Annotated in this window: 14 protein-coding genes and 2 rRNA genes; 15 read left to right on the plus strand and 1 reads right to left on the minus strand. The window is 45.8% G+C overall.

Features of this window, described 5'->3' with window-relative positions; genetic code table 11:
- The 11 genes from AC1DOV_RS30360 to AC1DOV_RS30410 form a co-directional block, all read left to right on the plus strand.
- Positions 1-87 (plus strand): 23S ribosomal RNA (locus AC1DOV_RS30360); the annotation flags it as partial.
- A gap of 159 nt (positions 88-246) precedes the next feature.
- Positions 247-363, plus strand: a 5S ribosomal RNA gene (gene rrf / locus AC1DOV_RS30365).
- 306 nt (positions 364-669) lie between these two features.
- Positions 670-1,131: a CtsR family transcriptional regulator gene (locus AC1DOV_RS30370; RefSeq protein ID WP_054025359.1), complete on the plus strand. Its 462-nt coding sequence runs from the start codon at positions 670-672 to the stop codon at positions 1,129-1,131.
- Between the two features lie 35 nt (positions 1,132-1,166).
- On the plus strand, positions 1,167-1,688 hold the full coding sequence (locus AC1DOV_RS30375) for a UvrB/UvrC motif-containing protein (protein ID WP_076271458.1): 522 nt from the start codon (positions 1,167-1,169) through the stop codon (positions 1,686-1,688).
- A gap of 28 nt (positions 1,689-1,716) precedes the next feature.
- Positions 1,717-2,796 carry a protein arginine kinase gene (locus AC1DOV_RS30380; RefSeq protein ID WP_339205305.1) on the plus strand — a complete coding sequence of 360 codons (1,080 nt, stop codon included), beginning with the start codon at positions 1,717-1,719 and terminating at the stop codon, positions 2,794-2,796.
- A 2-nt stretch (positions 2,797-2,798) separates the two neighbouring features.
- Positions 2,799-5,258 carry an ATP-dependent protease ATP-binding subunit ClpC gene (clpC, locus tag AC1DOV_RS30385; protein WP_076271456.1) on the plus strand — a complete coding sequence of 820 codons (2,460 nt, stop codon included), beginning with the start codon at positions 2,799-2,801 and terminating at the stop codon, positions 5,256-5,258.
- Positions 5,259-5,388: 130 nt separating this feature from the next.
- Positions 5,389-5,745 carry an antibiotic biosynthesis monooxygenase gene (locus tag AC1DOV_RS30390; protein WP_477551841.1) on the plus strand — a complete coding sequence of 119 codons (357 nt, stop codon included), beginning with the start codon at positions 5,389-5,391 and terminating at the stop codon, positions 5,743-5,745.
- Positions 5,746-6,121: 376 nt separating this feature from the next.
- Positions 6,122-7,489, plus strand: coding sequence for a DNA repair protein RadA (gene radA, locus AC1DOV_RS30395; protein ID WP_076271454.1), 1,368 nt, complete (start codon positions 6,122-6,124; stop codon positions 7,487-7,489).
- An 11-nt stretch (positions 7,490-7,500) separates the two neighbouring features.
- Positions 7,501-8,577 (plus strand): DNA integrity scanning diadenylate cyclase DisA, encoded by a 1,077-nt coding sequence (gene disA, locus AC1DOV_RS30400; protein WP_076271453.1) that lies wholly within the window; start codon positions 7,501-7,503, stop codon positions 8,575-8,577.
- 88 nt (positions 8,578-8,665) lie between these two features.
- The gene (gene pssA / locus AC1DOV_RS30405; RefSeq protein WP_076271452.1) at positions 8,666-9,412 is read left to right on the plus strand and encodes a CDP-diacylglycerol--serine O-phosphatidyltransferase; all 747 of its coding nucleotides are present in this window, start codon (positions 8,666-8,668) and stop codon (positions 9,410-9,412) included.
- 186 nt (positions 9,413-9,598) lie between these two features.
- The gene (locus AC1DOV_RS30410; protein ID WP_477551842.1) at positions 9,599-11,686 is read left to right on the plus strand and encodes a serine hydrolase; all 2,088 of its coding nucleotides are present in this window, start codon (positions 9,599-9,601) and stop codon (positions 11,684-11,686) included.
- 115 nt (positions 11,687-11,801) lie between these two features.
- Here the strand turns inward: AC1DOV_RS30410 and AC1DOV_RS30415 are convergent, their stop codons facing one another.
- Complete coding sequence (locus tag AC1DOV_RS30415; RefSeq protein ID WP_054025352.1) at positions 11,802-12,197, minus strand: nucleoside triphosphate pyrophosphohydrolase family protein; 396 nt, start codon at positions 12,195-12,197, stop codon at positions 11,802-11,804.
- 176 nt (positions 12,198-12,373) lie between these two features.
- Between AC1DOV_RS30415 and AC1DOV_RS30420 the strand changes: the two genes are divergently transcribed.
- The 4 genes from AC1DOV_RS30420 to gltX all read left to right on the plus strand — a co-directional run bounded on the left by AC1DOV_RS30420 (position 12,374) and on the right by gltX (position 16,478).
- Positions 12,374-13,468, plus strand: a complete 1,095-nt coding sequence (locus AC1DOV_RS30420) for a PIN/TRAM domain-containing protein (protein ID WP_477551843.1) — start codon at positions 12,374-12,376, stop codon at positions 13,466-13,468.
- A 150-nt stretch (positions 13,469-13,618) separates the two neighbouring features.
- On the plus strand, positions 13,619-14,338 hold the full coding sequence (ispD, locus tag AC1DOV_RS30425) for a 2-C-methyl-D-erythritol 4-phosphate cytidylyltransferase (RefSeq protein WP_441885587.1): 720 nt from the start codon (positions 13,619-13,621) through the stop codon (positions 14,336-14,338).
- On the plus strand, positions 14,335-14,817 hold the full coding sequence (gene ispF / locus AC1DOV_RS30430) for a 2-C-methyl-D-erythritol 2,4-cyclodiphosphate synthase (protein ID WP_441885589.1): 483 nt from the start codon (positions 14,335-14,337) through the stop codon (positions 14,815-14,817). The genes ispD and ispF overlap by 4 nt, the downstream gene beginning before the upstream one ends.
- Positions 14,818-15,005: 188 nt before the next feature.
- Positions 15,006-16,478 (plus strand): glutamate--tRNA ligase, encoded by a 1,473-nt coding sequence (gene gltX / locus AC1DOV_RS30435; protein WP_076271447.1) that lies wholly within the window; start codon positions 15,006-15,008, stop codon positions 16,476-16,478.
- Positions 16,479-16,751: the final 273 nt, after the last annotated feature.

Genomic DNA, 16,751 nt, shown 5'->3' on the forward strand with positions numbered 1-16,751 from the left:
TTGAAGACGACGAGGTTGATAGGTTCGGGGTGGAAGCACAGCAATGTGTGTAGCTGACGAATACTAATCGGTCGAGGGCTTATCCTAAACACGTTTACTGTGACCCATACATCCAGTAGACAGCAGCATAAAGGCTTCAGCAAGCCTAAACTTTCGTATCCAGTTTTCAGGGCGTAAACACCTTGAAGGACTTTGGTTGGATCTTTTCTGAGGAGACTCAGGACTGCATTTCAACGAAAAATCCAGTTTGGTGGCGATGGCGGAGGTGAACCACGCGTTCCCATACCGAACACGACCGTTAAGCCCTTCAGCGCCGATGGTACTTAGACCGCAGGGTCTTGGGAGAGTAGGACGTCGCCAAGCACGAGAGACCTATCGCATAATATGCGATAGGTTTTTTGTTGTTTTTGTATGCAGAAAATGAGCATTAATCATATAAATGAATCCGGCTATGTATAAACAGCATGCAAGCGTACCAAGCTAATGGAAAATCAATTTTACCGAGCACTTGACCTTTTGCTGAAATTGCATATAATAAAATCAAGGTCAAAGAAAGTCAAAGTCAGTTGTCCGAATATTCGGTGTATATTCTGATTTGATTGCAAGACCTCATTAATACCTATGTTTCAACTTTAGTTTTATTGGTTATTTCTCAGGGAGGTTGGTGGTTTGCGTAACATTTCCGATCTCATCGAACAGTACTTGAAGCTTATGCTTCAAGAAAGTCCAGAGGGCGCAGTAGAAATTCAACGCAATGACCTGGCTGACAAATTTTCTTGTGTACCGTCGCAAATCAACTATGTAATTAGTACTCGATTTACCATGGAGAAAGGATACATGGTTGAAAGTAAGCGCGGCGGCGGAGGCTATATCCGAATACAACGGATTGAGCTTCCTGCATTAAAGGCGATTCAATTCCATATCGAAGAAACGGTTGGAGAATGTGTCGATCAAGGTGCAGCGGAAGGGCTTATTTATCAGCTTGAGGAAGCAAGACTTATCTCTAAGCGCGAGGGAAATCTACTCCGTGCGGCTGTGCATCGCGATACCATTGCACTGAAGCTGCCGCTAAGGGATGAAATTCGGGCAAGGTTGTTAAGGTCCATGCTTATCTCATTGCTGGTTAAGTAATGACAAACCGTTTATACCGGGAGGAGGGATCAGGCTTGTTTTGCCAAGATTGCGGTAAAAAACCGGCTACGCTTCATTTCACAAAAATTATTAATGGCGAGAAGACCGAATTTCATATTTGTGAAAGCTGTGCTCGTGAGAAAGGCGAAGGCATTCCAGGCGCGCCAAATAGCTTTTCTATTCATAGCTTACTATCTGGGCTTCTTGATTTCGAACAGCTTGGCGGGTCGACGATAACCGGCATCAAGCAGCCAGCGCTGCGCTGCGAGGAATGTGGACTGACCTATACACAGTTTAGCAAAATCGGTCGATTCGGCTGCAGCTCTTGCTATCAGTCGTTCGAAGGTAAGCTTGATCCACTTCTCAAACGTATTCACAGCAGCACCGTACACAGCGGTAAAATCCCTAAGCGCTCAGGCGGGCAAATCCAGTGCAAGCGCGAGATTGAACAGCTGAGGCGGGATCTACAGGAGAAGATTGATCAAGAGGAATTTGAAAGCGCGGCTGAGCTGCGTGATCGAATACGTGAATTAGAGCGCAAAATGGCAGACCTGTAGGCTGGCATAGAAGGAGTGAAGGAACCTCTTGACTAAGCATCGATTCTCACAGCATGCGCTCAGCGAATGGATGAAGGACGCAGGTCCTGAATCTGAAATTGTCATTAGCAGCAGAGTGCGAGTAGCCCGAAATTTACGTCATCAGCCTTTTCCATTACTTGCAACAAATCAGCAATCTAAGGATGTCATGGATCAGCTGACTGAAGTTAGCCAAAGCGGCAAGCTGCAGTCAATTGGATCATTTGAGACCATTGTATTGTCAGATTTAAGCGAGCTTGATAAAAGGGTGCTTGTTGAAAAGCATTTAATCAGTCCCAATTTAGCGAACGAATCGCGATGCGGGGCCGTTATTTTAAGCGATAATGAATCTGTTAGCATAATGATTAACGAAGAAGATCATTTGCGCATTCAATGTCTGTATCCAGGTTTCCAAATCCAGGAGGCATGGGCATTGGCCAGCGGAATTGACGATATTTTTGAAGAGTCGGCTGATTATGCATTTGATGAGAAACGCGGTTATTTGACGACATGTCCAACGAATGTGGGCACAGGCATCAGGGCATCCGTCATGATGCATTTGCCGGCACTCGTTTTAACGTCTCAAATCAATCGGATATTGTCAGCTGTTACACAGGTAGGCTTGGCAGTAAGAGGCTTGTACGGCGAAGGCAGTGAAGCGCTTGGGAATTTATTTCAGGTGTCTAACCAAATTACGCTCGGGCAATCCGAGAATGAGATTATTGAAAATCTTTATGGTGTTGCAAGACAAATCATCGAGCATGAGAAAGCGGCACGCAAACGTCTTATGCATGAGTCGCGGCTGAGGACAGAGGATCGCGTGAAGCGCTCATACGGTATTTTAGCATATGCTTCAATTATGGATTCCAAGGAAGCTGCGCAGCGGTTGTCAGATGTGCGGCTTGGTGCAGACCTTGGCATTTTATCAGATGTAACGCCACAAGTGTTGAATGAACTTTTGGTCATGACTCAGCCTGGATTTTTACAACAAACCTTCGACGAGAAGATGAGTCCAGAGCAGAGAGATTTCAGGAGAGCAGAACTCATACGCAAGCAATTGCGTGGTGAAAAAGGCCATGGGGGTGCGTAAATATGATGTTTGGAAGATTCACGGAGCGAGCACAGAAGGTGCTTGCATTGGCGCAAGAAGAAGCGGTTCGTCTCGGACATAACAATATTGGTACGGAGCATATTTTGCTAGGCCTTATTCGCGAAGGGGAAGGAATAGCGGCTAAAGCATTGATTGGACTAGGACTTGGGCTTGAGAAGATTCAAGATGAAGTTGAGGCACTGATCGGTCGCGGTCAAGAGCAGCCTAACAACATTGCCTATACGCCACGTGCGAAAAAAGTAATTGAGCTTTCGATGGATGAAGCAAGAAAGCTTGGACATACGTACGTTGGCACAGAGCATATTTTGCTTGGTCTTATCCGTGAAGGAGAAGGCGTTGCAGCACGTGTGCTCAACAATCTTGGCATTAGCCTAAATAAGGCTCGTCAACAAGTCCTTCAGCTTCTTGGCAGCAGTGAAGCAGTCTCAAGCAATCACGGTTCACCAGCAAATGTTAGCACGCCTACACTAGATGGACTTGCAAGAGATTTAACTGCTTATGCGAAGGAAGGAAATCTGGATCCTGTGATCGGCCGGAGCAAAGAAATTGAGCGTGTAATTCAAGTGCTTAGCCGCCGTACGAAGAACAATCCAGTACTAATCGGGGAACCAGGCGTCGGTAAAACAGCAATTGCCGAAGGTCTCGCGCAGAAGATTATCGAGAATGAAATTCCCGAAACTTTGCGTGATAAGCGTGTCATGACACTGGATATGGGCTCCGTAGTAGCAGGTACAAAGTACCGTGGTGAGTTTGAAGATCGACTTAAGAAAATTATGGATGAGATTCGCCAAGCGGGCAATATTATTCTATTCATCGATGAGCTTCATACGTTGATTGGTGCAGGCGGAGCAGAGGGTGCAATCGATGCATCTAATATTTTGAAACCTGCATTAGCACGCGGTGAACTGCAATGTATCGGTGCAACTACCCTTGATGAATACCGCAAATATATTGAAAAAGATGCAGCGCTTGAGCGTCGTTTCCAACCTATAACGGTAGATCAGCCATCTCCAGAAGAAGCGATTCAAATTTTATACGGCTTACGCGATCGTTATGAAGCTCATCACCGTGTGAAAATTACGGATGAAGCTATCGTGCAAGCAGTTAAATTATCGGATCGTTACATTCCGGATCGGTTCTTGCCAGATAAAGCAATTGACCTTATTGATGAAGCCGGTTCAAAGGTACGCTTGCATTCTTACACTGTACCGCCAAACTTGAAGCAGCTTGAAAACCGTTTGGAAGATATCCGCAAGGAGAAGGATGCAGCGGTTCAAAGCCAAGAATTCGAGAAAGCGGCAGCACTTCGCGATACGGAGCAAAAAATTCGCGAAGAGCTTGATATTACTAAGAACCAGTGGAAAGAAAAACAAGGCCGTACTGATTCTGAAGTGACACCAGAGGATATTGCTCAGGTTGTAGCTAGCTGGACGGGGATTCCTGTTAGCAAGCTGGCTGAAGAAGAGACGGAACGACTTCTGAAAATGGAAGATATTCTTCATGATCGCATCATTGGTCAAGATGATGCCGTGAAGTCGGTATCCAGAGCGATTCGCCGTGCGCGTGCCGGCTTGAAAGATCCGAAGCGTCCAATCGGCTCATTCATTTTCTTAGGTCCAACGGGTGTAGGTAAAACGGAGCTCGCCAGAGCACTTGCAGAAGCGATGTTCGGAGATGAAAATGCGGTTATCCGTATCGACATGTCGGAATATATGGAGAAACATTCGACATCCCGTCTAGTCGGAGCGCCTCCTGGTTATGTAGGTTATGAAGAAGGCGGACAGTTAACTGAGAAAGTTCGCCGCAAGCCATATTCCGTTGTTTTGCTAGATGAAATTGAGAAAGCTCACCCTGAGGTATTTAATATATTGCTTCAGGTGCTGGAGGATGGTCGCTTGACTGATTCCAAAGGCCGCGTTGTCGATTTCCGCAACACGCTAATTATTATGACTTCTAACGTTGGAGCGGATCAAATCAAGCGTAATTCCTCGCTCGGCTTCACTGCCGTACAGGATGCGGGACGCGACTTCCAGCAAATGAAGGATAAAGTGCTTAGCGAGCTTAAGAAAAGCTTCCGTCCGGAGTTCTTGAACCGTATCGATGAAAGCATCGTGTTCCATTCGCTTGGCGAGGAGCATATTGCTCAAATCGTAACACTCATGTCGGATGAGCTTCGCAAGCGTCTGCGTGAGCAGGAAGTTGACTTCATCTTGACGGATGCAGCAAAAAGCTTCCTTGCGAAGGAAGGCTACGATCCGCAATATGGAGCTCGTCCGCTTCGCCGGGCAATCCAAAAACATATCGAAGACCGTTTGTCCGAAGATTTGTTGATGGGTAAAATCCAAAAAGGCGATACGTTCACAATCGATGAGAAGGATGGCGGTCTAACCGTTACCAAATCGATTTCCGAACAAGAGCCAGAAGAATCCACTACAAAATAAGCATAATATTAAACTGTCCCGCAATCAGAATAGCTGCTTGCGGGACAGTTTTTATTAACACAATAAATTGACAATGATAATCATTATCGTATAATAAGATTATAGCGTTACATAGAATGGAGGAACAACGATGATAGTTGTCACCAATACGATAAAAGTAAAAAAAGGCCACGGGGAGACGGTGGCGAGTAGATTTCAAAACTCCAAAGGCATAGATTTATCGCCTGGTTTTGTGCGCATGGAAGTGTTGTTAACGGAAGGCTTAGAAGAATATGATGAGCTTAAAGTAAGCACGACTTGGGAAACCAAAGTTTCCTTTGAGGGCTGGGTGAACAGTGATTCTTTTCGGCAAGCACATGCTCATAGAGGCGGGGGACAACAGGGCGAGGCAGGCCAGCAAACGGAAAGTGTGATGCTCGGCTCACAATTGACAACGCATCGCGTGTTAGTTGCTCGGCAAGCTGGAATCGAGCTTAAGCAGCATTAATTCTATTTATTTATCATTTGGAGCTCTAATAAATATGCTGCGTAGTGACTAATCTTTCGCTCTCTTATCCACTGTGGATAACGAGGGCGTTTTTTATGTTGTATTTTTAGAAAAAGGCTTTGGGGATATGTTGATGAGTTGTGGATAATGTTGATAACTTGTTCGTAATTCTGTGGATAACAATGAAAAGTCGTGAAATGGATAAGCTTAGCTGTGGGAAACGAATAATAAGTAGGTTATCTCCTTTTTTTCATTAACAATGTGGGTTTATACATGGAGGATAAAATGGTAAACTTTATGTAGTGTGATTTTAAGCACAATCGCTAGGGCTGGCATCATTCATTTACGCTGGTTCATAACGTTTAAGGAGTACAGAATGGCCAAAATTAAATCAAAATTTGTTTGCACGGAATGTGGAACAGAATCGCCAAAATGGCTGGGGAAATGTCCCGGTTGCCACGCTTGGAATTCGATGGTGGAAGAGAAAGAAACCGTTGTGAAAACGAAGGGCGTCGGATTGTCGTCGTTTCATGCGAAAGAAAAGCCTCAGTCCATCATACATATAGAAAGTGGGCAAGAGCCTCGTATAGAAACAAGGATGCTTGAGCTTAATCGAGTGCTCGGCGGAGGTGTTGTTCCAGGCTCGCTAATTCTTGTCGGCGGAGATCCCGGAATCGGAAAATCAACGCTGTTGCTGCAAACGTCTCATGCGCTTGCGGTGAAGGGATTGAAAGTGCTTTATATTTCTGGGGAGGAGTCCGTGCGGCAAACAAGGCTAAGGGCAGATCGACTTGGTGCGCTGACGGAATCGCTTTATGTACTATGCGAAACCAATATGGAGCAAATTAACGATGCCATAGAATCAGTCCAGCCGGATTTTCTCGTTATTGACTCCATTCAAACCGTCTACGATCCAAATGTTCAATCGGCTCCCGGGAGTGTATCGCAGGTACGAGAATGCACGGCACACTTTATGCGAGTGGCCAAAATTAAAGGAATTGCGACGGTGCTCGTCGGCCATGTTACGAAGGAAGGCGCGATTGCGGGGCCAAGGCTTTTAGAGCATATGGTGGATTGTGTTCTTTATTTTGAAGGGGAGCGCCATCATACGTACAGAATTTTAAGGGCAGTCAAAAACCGCTTTGGCTCGACGAACGAGATTGGCATTTTCGAGATGGGCGAGGATGGACTGCGAGAGGTTTCGAATCCTTCTGAGCTGTTTTTATCTGAGCGGCCGCTTGGTGTATCAGGGTCAACCGTAGTTGCAAGCATGGAAGGCACCAGGCCTGTGCTTGTTGAGCTTCAGGCGCTTGTGGCCACAACTAATTTTCCATCTCCGCGCAGAATGTCAACGGGTATCGACCATAACCGAATGGCGCTCATTATCGCAGTGTTGGAGAAGCGGAACGGCATGTTTCTACAAACACAGGATGCTTACTTGAACGTAGCTGGCGGAGTTAAGCTTGATGAGCCGGCAGTCGATCTAGCAGCGGCGGTCAGCATAGCCTCCAGTTTTCGCGATGCGCCAACGAAGCCGTATGACGTTATATTTGGTGAGGTAGGATTGACGGGAGAAGTGCGTGCGGTATCGCGTGCTGAGCAAAGGGTGAAGGAAGCAGAGAAACTAGGTTTTAAACGTGTCATAATGCCAGAGAAAAGTTTAAAAGGGTGGAAACCACCCGCAGGCATAGAAATTATTGGCGTATCTACAGTGTCGGAAGCACTTAAGGCAGCGCTTGGATAGGGGGGCAGATGATGAAGGAACCTACACAGCTTGAAATTATGAATCAATTATTGCAATTAGTCGCACCAGGCACCCCTTTTCGGGATGGGCTTGAAAATGTGCTTCGGGCGAAAACGGGGGCGTTGCTGGTTGTTGGCTACAGCCCGGAAGTAATGGAAGTCGTAGACGGAGGTTTCTCCATTAATTGCGATTTCTCGCCTAACTATTTGTATGAGCTTGCAAAAATGGACGGAGCTATTATTTTGAGTGAGGATATGCGCCGAATTTTGTATGCGAATACGCAGCTTATACCGAATAGCTCCATTCCGTCGATCGAAACGGGAATTCGGCACCGTACAGCTGAGCGGGTTGCAAAGCAGACAGGCAAGCTTGTTGTATCCATCTCGCAGCGCCGTAATATTATTACTTTGTATCAAGGCAATCTGCGTTATTCGCTGAAGGACATGGGTGTTATTTTGACGAAGGCCAATCAAGCGATTCAAACGCTCGAGAAATATAAAGCGGTGCTAAGCCAATCCTTTACGAATCTTTCAGCGCTTGAATTCGAAGAGCTCGTTACACTTCAGGAAGTAGCGCATGTTATTCAACGTGTTGAAATGGTGCTGCGCATCAAGATGGAGATCAAGCGTTATGTAAATGAGCTTGGAACGGAAGGACGGCTCATCAGCATGCAAATGGATGAGCTCGTTGGCGGAGTTGAAGAGGATGCATGGTACTTACTTAAGGATTATGCCAAAGAAAATTCGGATGAGAAAATACGAGAAATTCGGGCAGGCCTGAAGAAGCTGAGCTCGGATGAGCTGCTGGATGCGCCGCCAATCATCCGTTTGATCGGTTATCCACATACGAGCAACATGAACGATGAATCCGTGTCACCGCGCGGTTATCGACTGCTGAATAAAATTCCAAGATTGCCGCTCATTATTATGAACAATCTGATTGAAAACTTCGGTCGATTGCCTCATATTCTGATGGCGACAATTGAAGAATTGGATGAGGTTGAAGGTATTGGCGAGGTGCGGGCACGTGCGATTAAGGAAGGTCTAAAGCGGATACAAGAGCAGATGTTCATTGACAGGCAAATTTAAATCCCATACAATGGATTGAATGTGGTCCTGTAACGTGGAGATACATTCGTTAAGGGTTTTGGGGCATAGTAGAGAAGAGGTGGAAAAGATGATCACAAAATCGATACCGAGCCTTCTCACGGTGGGGAACTTATTCCTAGGAGTAATCGCCATCATTCTTGTATTCAATGAAAAACCAGATACTGCGGCTATGATGGTGTTAATCGCCATGCTGCTTGATGGTGTTGACGGACGCGTTGCTCGGGCGCTGAACGTTCAAAGTGAATTCGGTAAGGAGCTGGACTCATTATCCGATGTGATTTCGTTTGGCGTAGCTCCAGCATTTATTATGTATGTAGTTGCTTTTCAAGATCTTAATCCAGCCTTGGCTTGGATCGTAACGGCATTGTTCCCGATTTGCGGGGCACTGCGGCTTGCTCGTTTCAATGTAATATCAAGTGCGCCAGGTTATTTTATCGGTCTTCCGATACCGGCGGCTGGCGGAGTGTTAGCGACATTAGCTTTATTTCAAAATGACATTTATGTATCCGTGTTGCTTGCAAGCACAGTAGTGCTTTCCATTCTTATGGTTAGTACGATTAAATATCCGAATTTCAAAAAGGTCGGTATTCCTAAGAGCGCAGTATGGGTTGTCCCTATTGTTATTGTTGTATCTGTCGTATTAGGTCTATTGTTCAAAAATGACTTATCCAAAATTTTGTTTGTACCGCTGCTTCTATATGCGCTGTACGGCCTAAAAAAAAACGTTGATCGCCGTTTGCCCAAGCGAAACCGCAAGCGGAAGAAACGTGATGAAAACGCGGAAGACCCTGTTCAAACAGAGAAGCCGGCTTGATCAAAGCGGCAATATTGAATGTAAAATAGCGTTTCAAGCACAGATTTTTGTGCTTGGGCGCTATTTTTTTTCTTGCTTACAGCCCCCTTTTAGCAATCTATTATGGGATAATTTTGAAACTAATCATCTTCCAAATTCGTATTTAATAGGCGGTCAAAAACGAATTCGAATGGAGAAGATGCTGGTTTGAAACGACTATTTAGTATTAGAAAGCCTTCTTTATGGACCAAAACGATTGTTACTGCTGCTTTATCAGTCAGCCTGCTGGCTCCAGCCGTCTATGCGGCTCCCGTGGAACCGAGTGCTGCGCTTGCTCCAAAAGCGTTAAATGCTGAAAATGCGACAACTTTTTTAAACGATTTTTTTGCAAAGGAACAAATCAAATCGCAATATGTAGGAGCTTCTGTTGTTATTGTGAAGGATGGGAAAACGGTAGCGCAGCGAGGATATGGCTTTGCAGACCTGGAAACAAAAAAGCTGATTGACCCTGCTTCAAGCGTGTTTCGCATCGCGTCAGTGTCCAAGACCTTTACGGCAGCCGCGGTTATGCAGCTTGTAGAGCAGGGGAAGATTTCTCTTCAAGACGATTTCACCAAGTATGTGAAGGATTTGAAGTTCGATAACCCGTTCGGCAAGCCGGTTACGATTGAGCATTTACTTACACATACGACGGGTTTTGAAATACGTGATCCGCAGCCAGAGGATATACATACCGACTTCGGGAAAGTAGTTGAAATTGAAGACTATGTTCGGGGGCATATGCCTTCTGTTGTTCGGGAGCCGGGCAGCGCCTACATGTACGATAACTTTGCGTCGATGCTGCTTGGATTGATCGTACAAAAAGTCAGCGGTTTACCTTTTAACGATTACATGGAACAGAATATATTCAAGCCGCTGAAAATGGATTCAAGCCGTTTTTTACTTGATAAAAAACTTACAGAAAATCTAGTTTCGGAGTACGACGCTGCAAACGGCAAACATGAACTATATGCAGTTACTCCTACTGTAATGCCGCAAGGGGGAATGTTCTCTACTGCTGAGGACATAAGCAAGTTTATGATTGCTTTCCTGAATGGCGGTTCATCAGAATCCGGCAGCATTCTTAAGCAAGCAACCGTTGATCAGATGAAAACGTATCGCTCTTCGATTCATTCATTGCTGCCGAACACTACTTATGGATTTGAGGCACCTATTCAGCTTCCTGGGGCGGGAAGCAGTTCTTCCGTGATAGCCAAGTTTGGAGATATTGTGGGCACTAGCTCGCTTATGTTCCTTATTCCGGAACAAAAGACGGGAGTATTCATTACTTACAACAAAATAGGCCCTCTCCGTGATTTCTTCTATCAGGCGTTTATTCATTCGTTTTTTCCGGCATATGCTGAACCTGCCAAGTTCGACGCATTCACGCCGAGTACGACAGATTCATTAAATAAATTCACGGGCATTTATACTGACCTTCGTCTTGCACAACTAAATACATCAATAGAAGCAGACGGCAAAGGCAGCTTGATGATTTCTGATGCTTTCCTTGGACCGCGTGCGCTTAAACAAGTAGATAAAAATCTGTTTGTAGATAGTCTTACGGGTAAATTCACGGCATTTGCGATAGGGTCAGGCGATGAAGTGCTTTACTTTAAGGAGCCGTATCTGAATCCGCTCGGCTATGGGATGAAACATAAAGCGCCAACCTTATTTGCTGATATTGCGAAAGACCATCCTTATGAGAAGGCAATCTATACGCTGAAAACATTAGGGCACTACTCCGATATTGAGGATGAGAAATTTAATGCTGAGCAATCAGTCACTCGGGGACAATTTGTTAAGCATCTTATGGAGATTAGCGGATTAAAAGGAAGCAGTTCGGAAGAACTCGTATTTACGGATTTGGAAGGCCATTCGGCCGCTGCTTTTGTTCAGCAAGCGTATGAGCTGGGCCTGGTCAAAGGAACATCAACGAATCTGTTTGAGCCTGATCGCAACATTACTCGCCAAGAAGCGGCTGTTATGATGTGGCGCGTCTTCTCTCAGCAGTATCCAGCAGAGCTGTTCGAGTCGGTTAAGCTCTCCGGTGAGACTGATAAATGGGCGCTGCCAGCTGTAAAGATGATCGTTAAGCTCGGCATTTTTGGACCAGAGGTTCAAGAGCCAGAGAAAGGTGTTTTCAATTACGCTTCTAAGAAAGTTCTGAACCGCCAAGAGGAAGCTGCTATTTTATATTCTCTTCTTACACGTCCGTTAGATGTTATCGTTTCTGGATTCATGCAACAGAAGTAGCACTATTAGCGCTAAAAAAGAGGCCTCCCAATATGGGAGGCCTCTTTTGTTACTCGTTGCTCGGGAGGAAGAGATAGCTATAGTCTCTTTCCTGCGCGATTCATATGTTGCATATTTACGTTAAGTTAAACAGGCCTAAAGTTGAGCATTTGTCGTATTCATCAGCAATAACTTCATCCAGTTGAATGTCCAGCAAATTACATAAAGCAGTCATATAAAACAAGTTGCGGCCAAGATCGGCCTTGAGCGCATCGCGGCAATGCTCGCATACGGCTCCAGTGAGATGACTTTGCAGCGTCGTTTTCGCATTTTCAAGATTTAGTTCGTCCGAGTATTGTTGTTTGCGGGCATTTAGTTCAATACATCCACAGTCTGTGACTGCTTTCGTGACTGCACGATTTACCGAAGCGCCTGACTGTCCAAATTTGGACATAACATCTAGCAAGCTGCGGTGCCGAAGCAACAATTCGGATACTTGCTGCTGAAATTGATCCAGTGTAGGAGCGCTCATCGGTTCCACCTCTTTCACCAACCTCTTATGTTTTCTTCCTAATATCCATTATAAGCCTCCTATCCCCCTTTTACAAAATGTGAATTATTAAAAATTATAAATGTTTTCAATTAATCCGTGCCCCCACGGTTAGCGATCCAATTATTGGAACATAATTATAGTGGAGGTGAACCATAATGGTTAGACGAATAATTCAAATATTGGGTATGTTGTTCGGTGGTATGGCAGGCGGTGAAGTATACGGATGGATAAATGGAGCGGCCGTATGGTCTGGCTCATCCTTCGGAATGCTACAGCGATCCGGCACTTATTACATGAATGTAGCAATTGGCGCGGTTTTTGGTGTAGTTGTAGCAACGATGGTTGCAGGGCAAGTCATTCGCTATATGCAGAAGGGTGCGGAGCAAACCGCAGCGCTTCCTATGCAGCAGCTGATTGCTGGAGCTGGCGGTCTTCTAGCAGGTTTATTGCTTACGGTTCTGATCTATCCCGCAGTATCGGGTCTAGATGGTATAGGAAGTCTCCTTCCTGCTGCTATGATGTTATGCTTCGGTTATTTGGGCATGCGAATTGGTCTGCATAAGCAGGAGGAGCTGGCAGAAGGTTTTGTAGCTCTGCTGGAGAAACGGAGAGTCGCGCCTGTAGATGAGGCGGGTGGTTACGAGGAGCATAAGATACTCGATACCAGCGTTATTATTGACGGCCGTATTGCAGACATCTGTAAAACTGGATTTATTGAAGGCACGTTAGTCATTCCTGAGTTTGTGCTTGAGGAGCTGCAGCATATTGCTGATTCATCTGATTTATTGAAGCGCAATAGGGGACGCCGCGGGCTTGATATTTTGAACAAGATTCAGAAAGAGCTGGATGTAAAGGTTCTTATTTATGAAGGAGATTTTGAAGAAATCGGAGAAGTAGACAGCAAGCTGGTCAAGCTGGCTAAGGCGCTTCATGGTAAAGTTGTTACCAACGACTTCAACTTAAACAAAGTATGTGAGCTTCAAGGCGTGTCGGTGCTCAATATTAATGATTTGGCTAATGCTGTGAAGCCGGTTGTTCTACCTGGAGAAGAAATCATCGTACAAGTGATAAAAGACGGCAAAGAGCATGGACAAGGTGTCGCATATTTGGATGATGGCACAATGATCGTCGTTGAGGGCGGACGTGAATATATCGGGACAACGATGGAAGTGCTTGTAACGAGCGTGCTTCAAACCTCTGCGGGCCGAATGATATTTGCAAAGCCGAAGCTGTTGGAAAAAGCGCAGTAACAAGGTATGATAGTACTATTGTTATAGCGCAAACGGCTAACGTCGACAAAAGACGGCACAAGCTCGTTTCGCAGAGAAACGTAAGTTTATTTATAAGAAGCTAGGTTTATAAATACTTATGTTTTAACTCAGTGTGAGGCGGGTCGAGGCATGGGAGCAGATTGGGGAGTTATCATCGTAGCAGCCGGACGAGGCACGCGGATGGGAACGAAAGAAAGCAAGCAGTATTTGAAGCTGGCGGACAAGCCTATTCTTGTGCATACGCTAGAGCTGTTTCAATCGATGGATTTGGTAAATGAAGTGGTTCTGGTCGTAGGCAGCGAGGACGTGGAGCGTTGCCGCAATTGGGCTTCCCTATATGGCATAACGAAGGTGACCGCTATTGTTGCCGGGGGGAAAGAACGACAGCACTCGGTCTACTTAGGTCTGCAGGAGCTGAAGAGCGATTGGGTGATGGTGCATGACGGTGTACGTCCGCTGGTATCGGCGAATGCCGTCCGTGCTTGCTGTTCGCAGGCTGAGCAGAGCGGTGCATCTGTGCTGGCTGTTCCAGTAAAGGATACGATTAAACAAGTCAATGAAGCGGGAGTTATCGTTTCTACTCCGGACCGCCGAAGCTTGTGGGCGATACAAACGCCGCAAGCTTTTCGACGTGTTCTATTGCAGGAGGCGCATGAGCGTGCACTTGCAGAAGAGTTCATTGGAACAGATGACGCAATGGTTGTAGAGCGCATGGGCGCAAGCGTTACTGTTGCAGAAGGCGAATATACGAATATTAAAATTACGACGCCTGAAGATTTGCCGTGGGCGGAATTTTTGCTTGCGAAGCGTCATGCCGATAGGGCAGAGGGGAAAGGTGAGCAAGGATGATTCGAGTTGGTCAAGGATTTGATGTGCATCAATTGGTAGAAGGACGTCCATGTATTATTGGGGGAGTAACGATTCCATATGAGAAGGGGCTTCTTGGTCATTCTGATGCGGATGTTCTGTTGCATGCCATAACGGATGCAGTGCTGGGCGCGCTTGGGCTTGGCGATATCGGTAAGCATTTTCCGGATACAGATGCCGCTTTTAAAGATGCCGACAGCTTAAAGCTGCTGGAGGAAGTATGGAAGCTTGTGCGTGAGCGCGGATATAAGCTTGGGAACATTGATTCCACGATTATTGCTCAAAAGCCAAAAATGCTGCCTTATATTCCGCAAATGGCTGAAATTATAGCGAAGGCGCTTGAGGCTGATGTAACACAGGTGAATGTGAAAGCAACGACAACCGAGCAGCTTGGATTCACAGGACGCGGTGAAGGAATTGCAGCGCAATCCGTTGTCTGTCTAATCAAGGATGTGCTATGATCGGGAGTATTCATTAATCAGCATATGCTTCGCAAAACTTTATCTGTATATGCTTACGAAGCTAGATTTTGCTTCGCAAAACTTTATCTGTATATGCTTACGAAGCTAGTTTATGCTTCGCAAAACTTTATCTGTATATGCTTACGAAGCTAGTTTATGCTTCGCAAAACTTTAAGGAGGTTATATATATGACTGCAGAAGTTCGTGTACGTTATGCCCCATCCCCAACGGGTCATTTACATATTGGTAATGCAAGAACGGCCTTATTCAATTATTTGTTCGCGAGAAACCAGGGCGGTAAATTTATTATTCGGATCGAAGATACGGATGTAAAGCGCAATGTTGAGGGCGGAGAAGAGAGCCAGCTTAAGTACTTGAAATGGCTGGGCATGGATTGGGATGAGAGTATCGATATTGGCGGCGGGTACGGACCTTACCGTCAGACTGAGCGTCTTGATATATACAACAAGTACTGGCAGGAACTGCTTGATCGTGGTCTTGCTTATCGCTGCTACTGCTCGGAAGAGGAGCTTGAGAAGGAGCGGGAAGAGCAAACGGAGCGCGGCGAAACGCCTCGTTATTCCGGACGCCATCGCAATCTGACGGAAGAACAGCGCCAAGCATTCGAAGCGGAAGGACGTGTGCCGAGTATTCGTTTCCGTGTACCGGAGAATCGGACTTATGCTTTTGACGATATCGTAAAAGGCTCAATCAGCTTTGATACAACAGAGATGGGCGATTTCGTCATCGTGAAGAAGGACGGTATCCCGACTTATAACTTCGCTGTAGTACTGGACGATTATTTGATGAAAATCAGCCACGTATTGCGTGGAGAAGACCATATCTCGAATACGCCGCGCCAGTTGATGATTTATGAAGCTTTTGGCTGGGAAGCTCCAAAATTCGGCCATATGACGCTAATCGTGAATGAGCAGCGCAAAAAACTAAGTAAACGAGATGAATCCATCATTCAGTTTATTTCGCAGTATGACGATCTCGGTTATTTGCCGGAAGCGATGTTTAACTTTATTACATTGCTTGGATGGTCGCCCGAGGGTGAGCAGGAAATGTTTACTCGCGAAGAATTGGTTAATGTGTTTAATCCTGAACGTCTTAGTAAAAGCCCAGCAGTATTCGATACGCAGAAGCTTAGCTGGATGAACAATGAATATTTGAAAAAAGCGGACTTGAACCGCGTTGTTGATCTTTGCCTGCCACATTTGCAAAATGCGGGTCGTGTCGCTGCTGAACTTGATGCAGAAGGCAGAGCCTGGGTGACTGCGCTAGTAGCGCTGCATCAGGACAAACTGCGTTCCGCCTCAGAAATCGTTCCAATGACAGAGCTATTTTTCCGTGATACGGTAGAGGATGAAAGCGAAGCGGTAGAGGTTCTTGCCGAGGAGCAAGTGCCTACTGTTTTGCAGGCCTTCCTGTCAAAAATCGAAGCGGGAGAAACAGCCTTTGAAGTGGATGGCATCAAAGAGATGATCAAAGCTGTACAGAAGGAAACTGGATTTAAAGGCAAGCAGCTGTTCATGCCGATTCGTGCAGCCCTTACTGGACAAACGCATGGTCCTGATTTGAATCAATCGCTTGCTTTGCTAGGCAAAGATAAGGTTGCTGATCGTCTGCGTGCGCGTTTGGCAGGATCTTTAGCTTAATTCTTGTAGATGAGAGTATGCATAATGCCCTTGTCACATTTTTGGGTATTCGGTATACTATGACTAATAAATGAATGAATCAAACGGCCATGAACAGGAGAAGTACGTTTGCTTGTGGATTCGCAGAGAGGACAACCGTCATTCGAGTCGGAGTCGCATCACCATGTGACTATGAGGAAACGTAATGGGGCTGCAAGTTGTCTGGTCCGCCGAACGGAAATATGCACCTGGGAGCTTTGTTCCGAGCTGTGTCAGCAGGTAATGCGCAATGAT

The organism is Paenibacillus sp. 01T47, assembly GCF_056398245.1.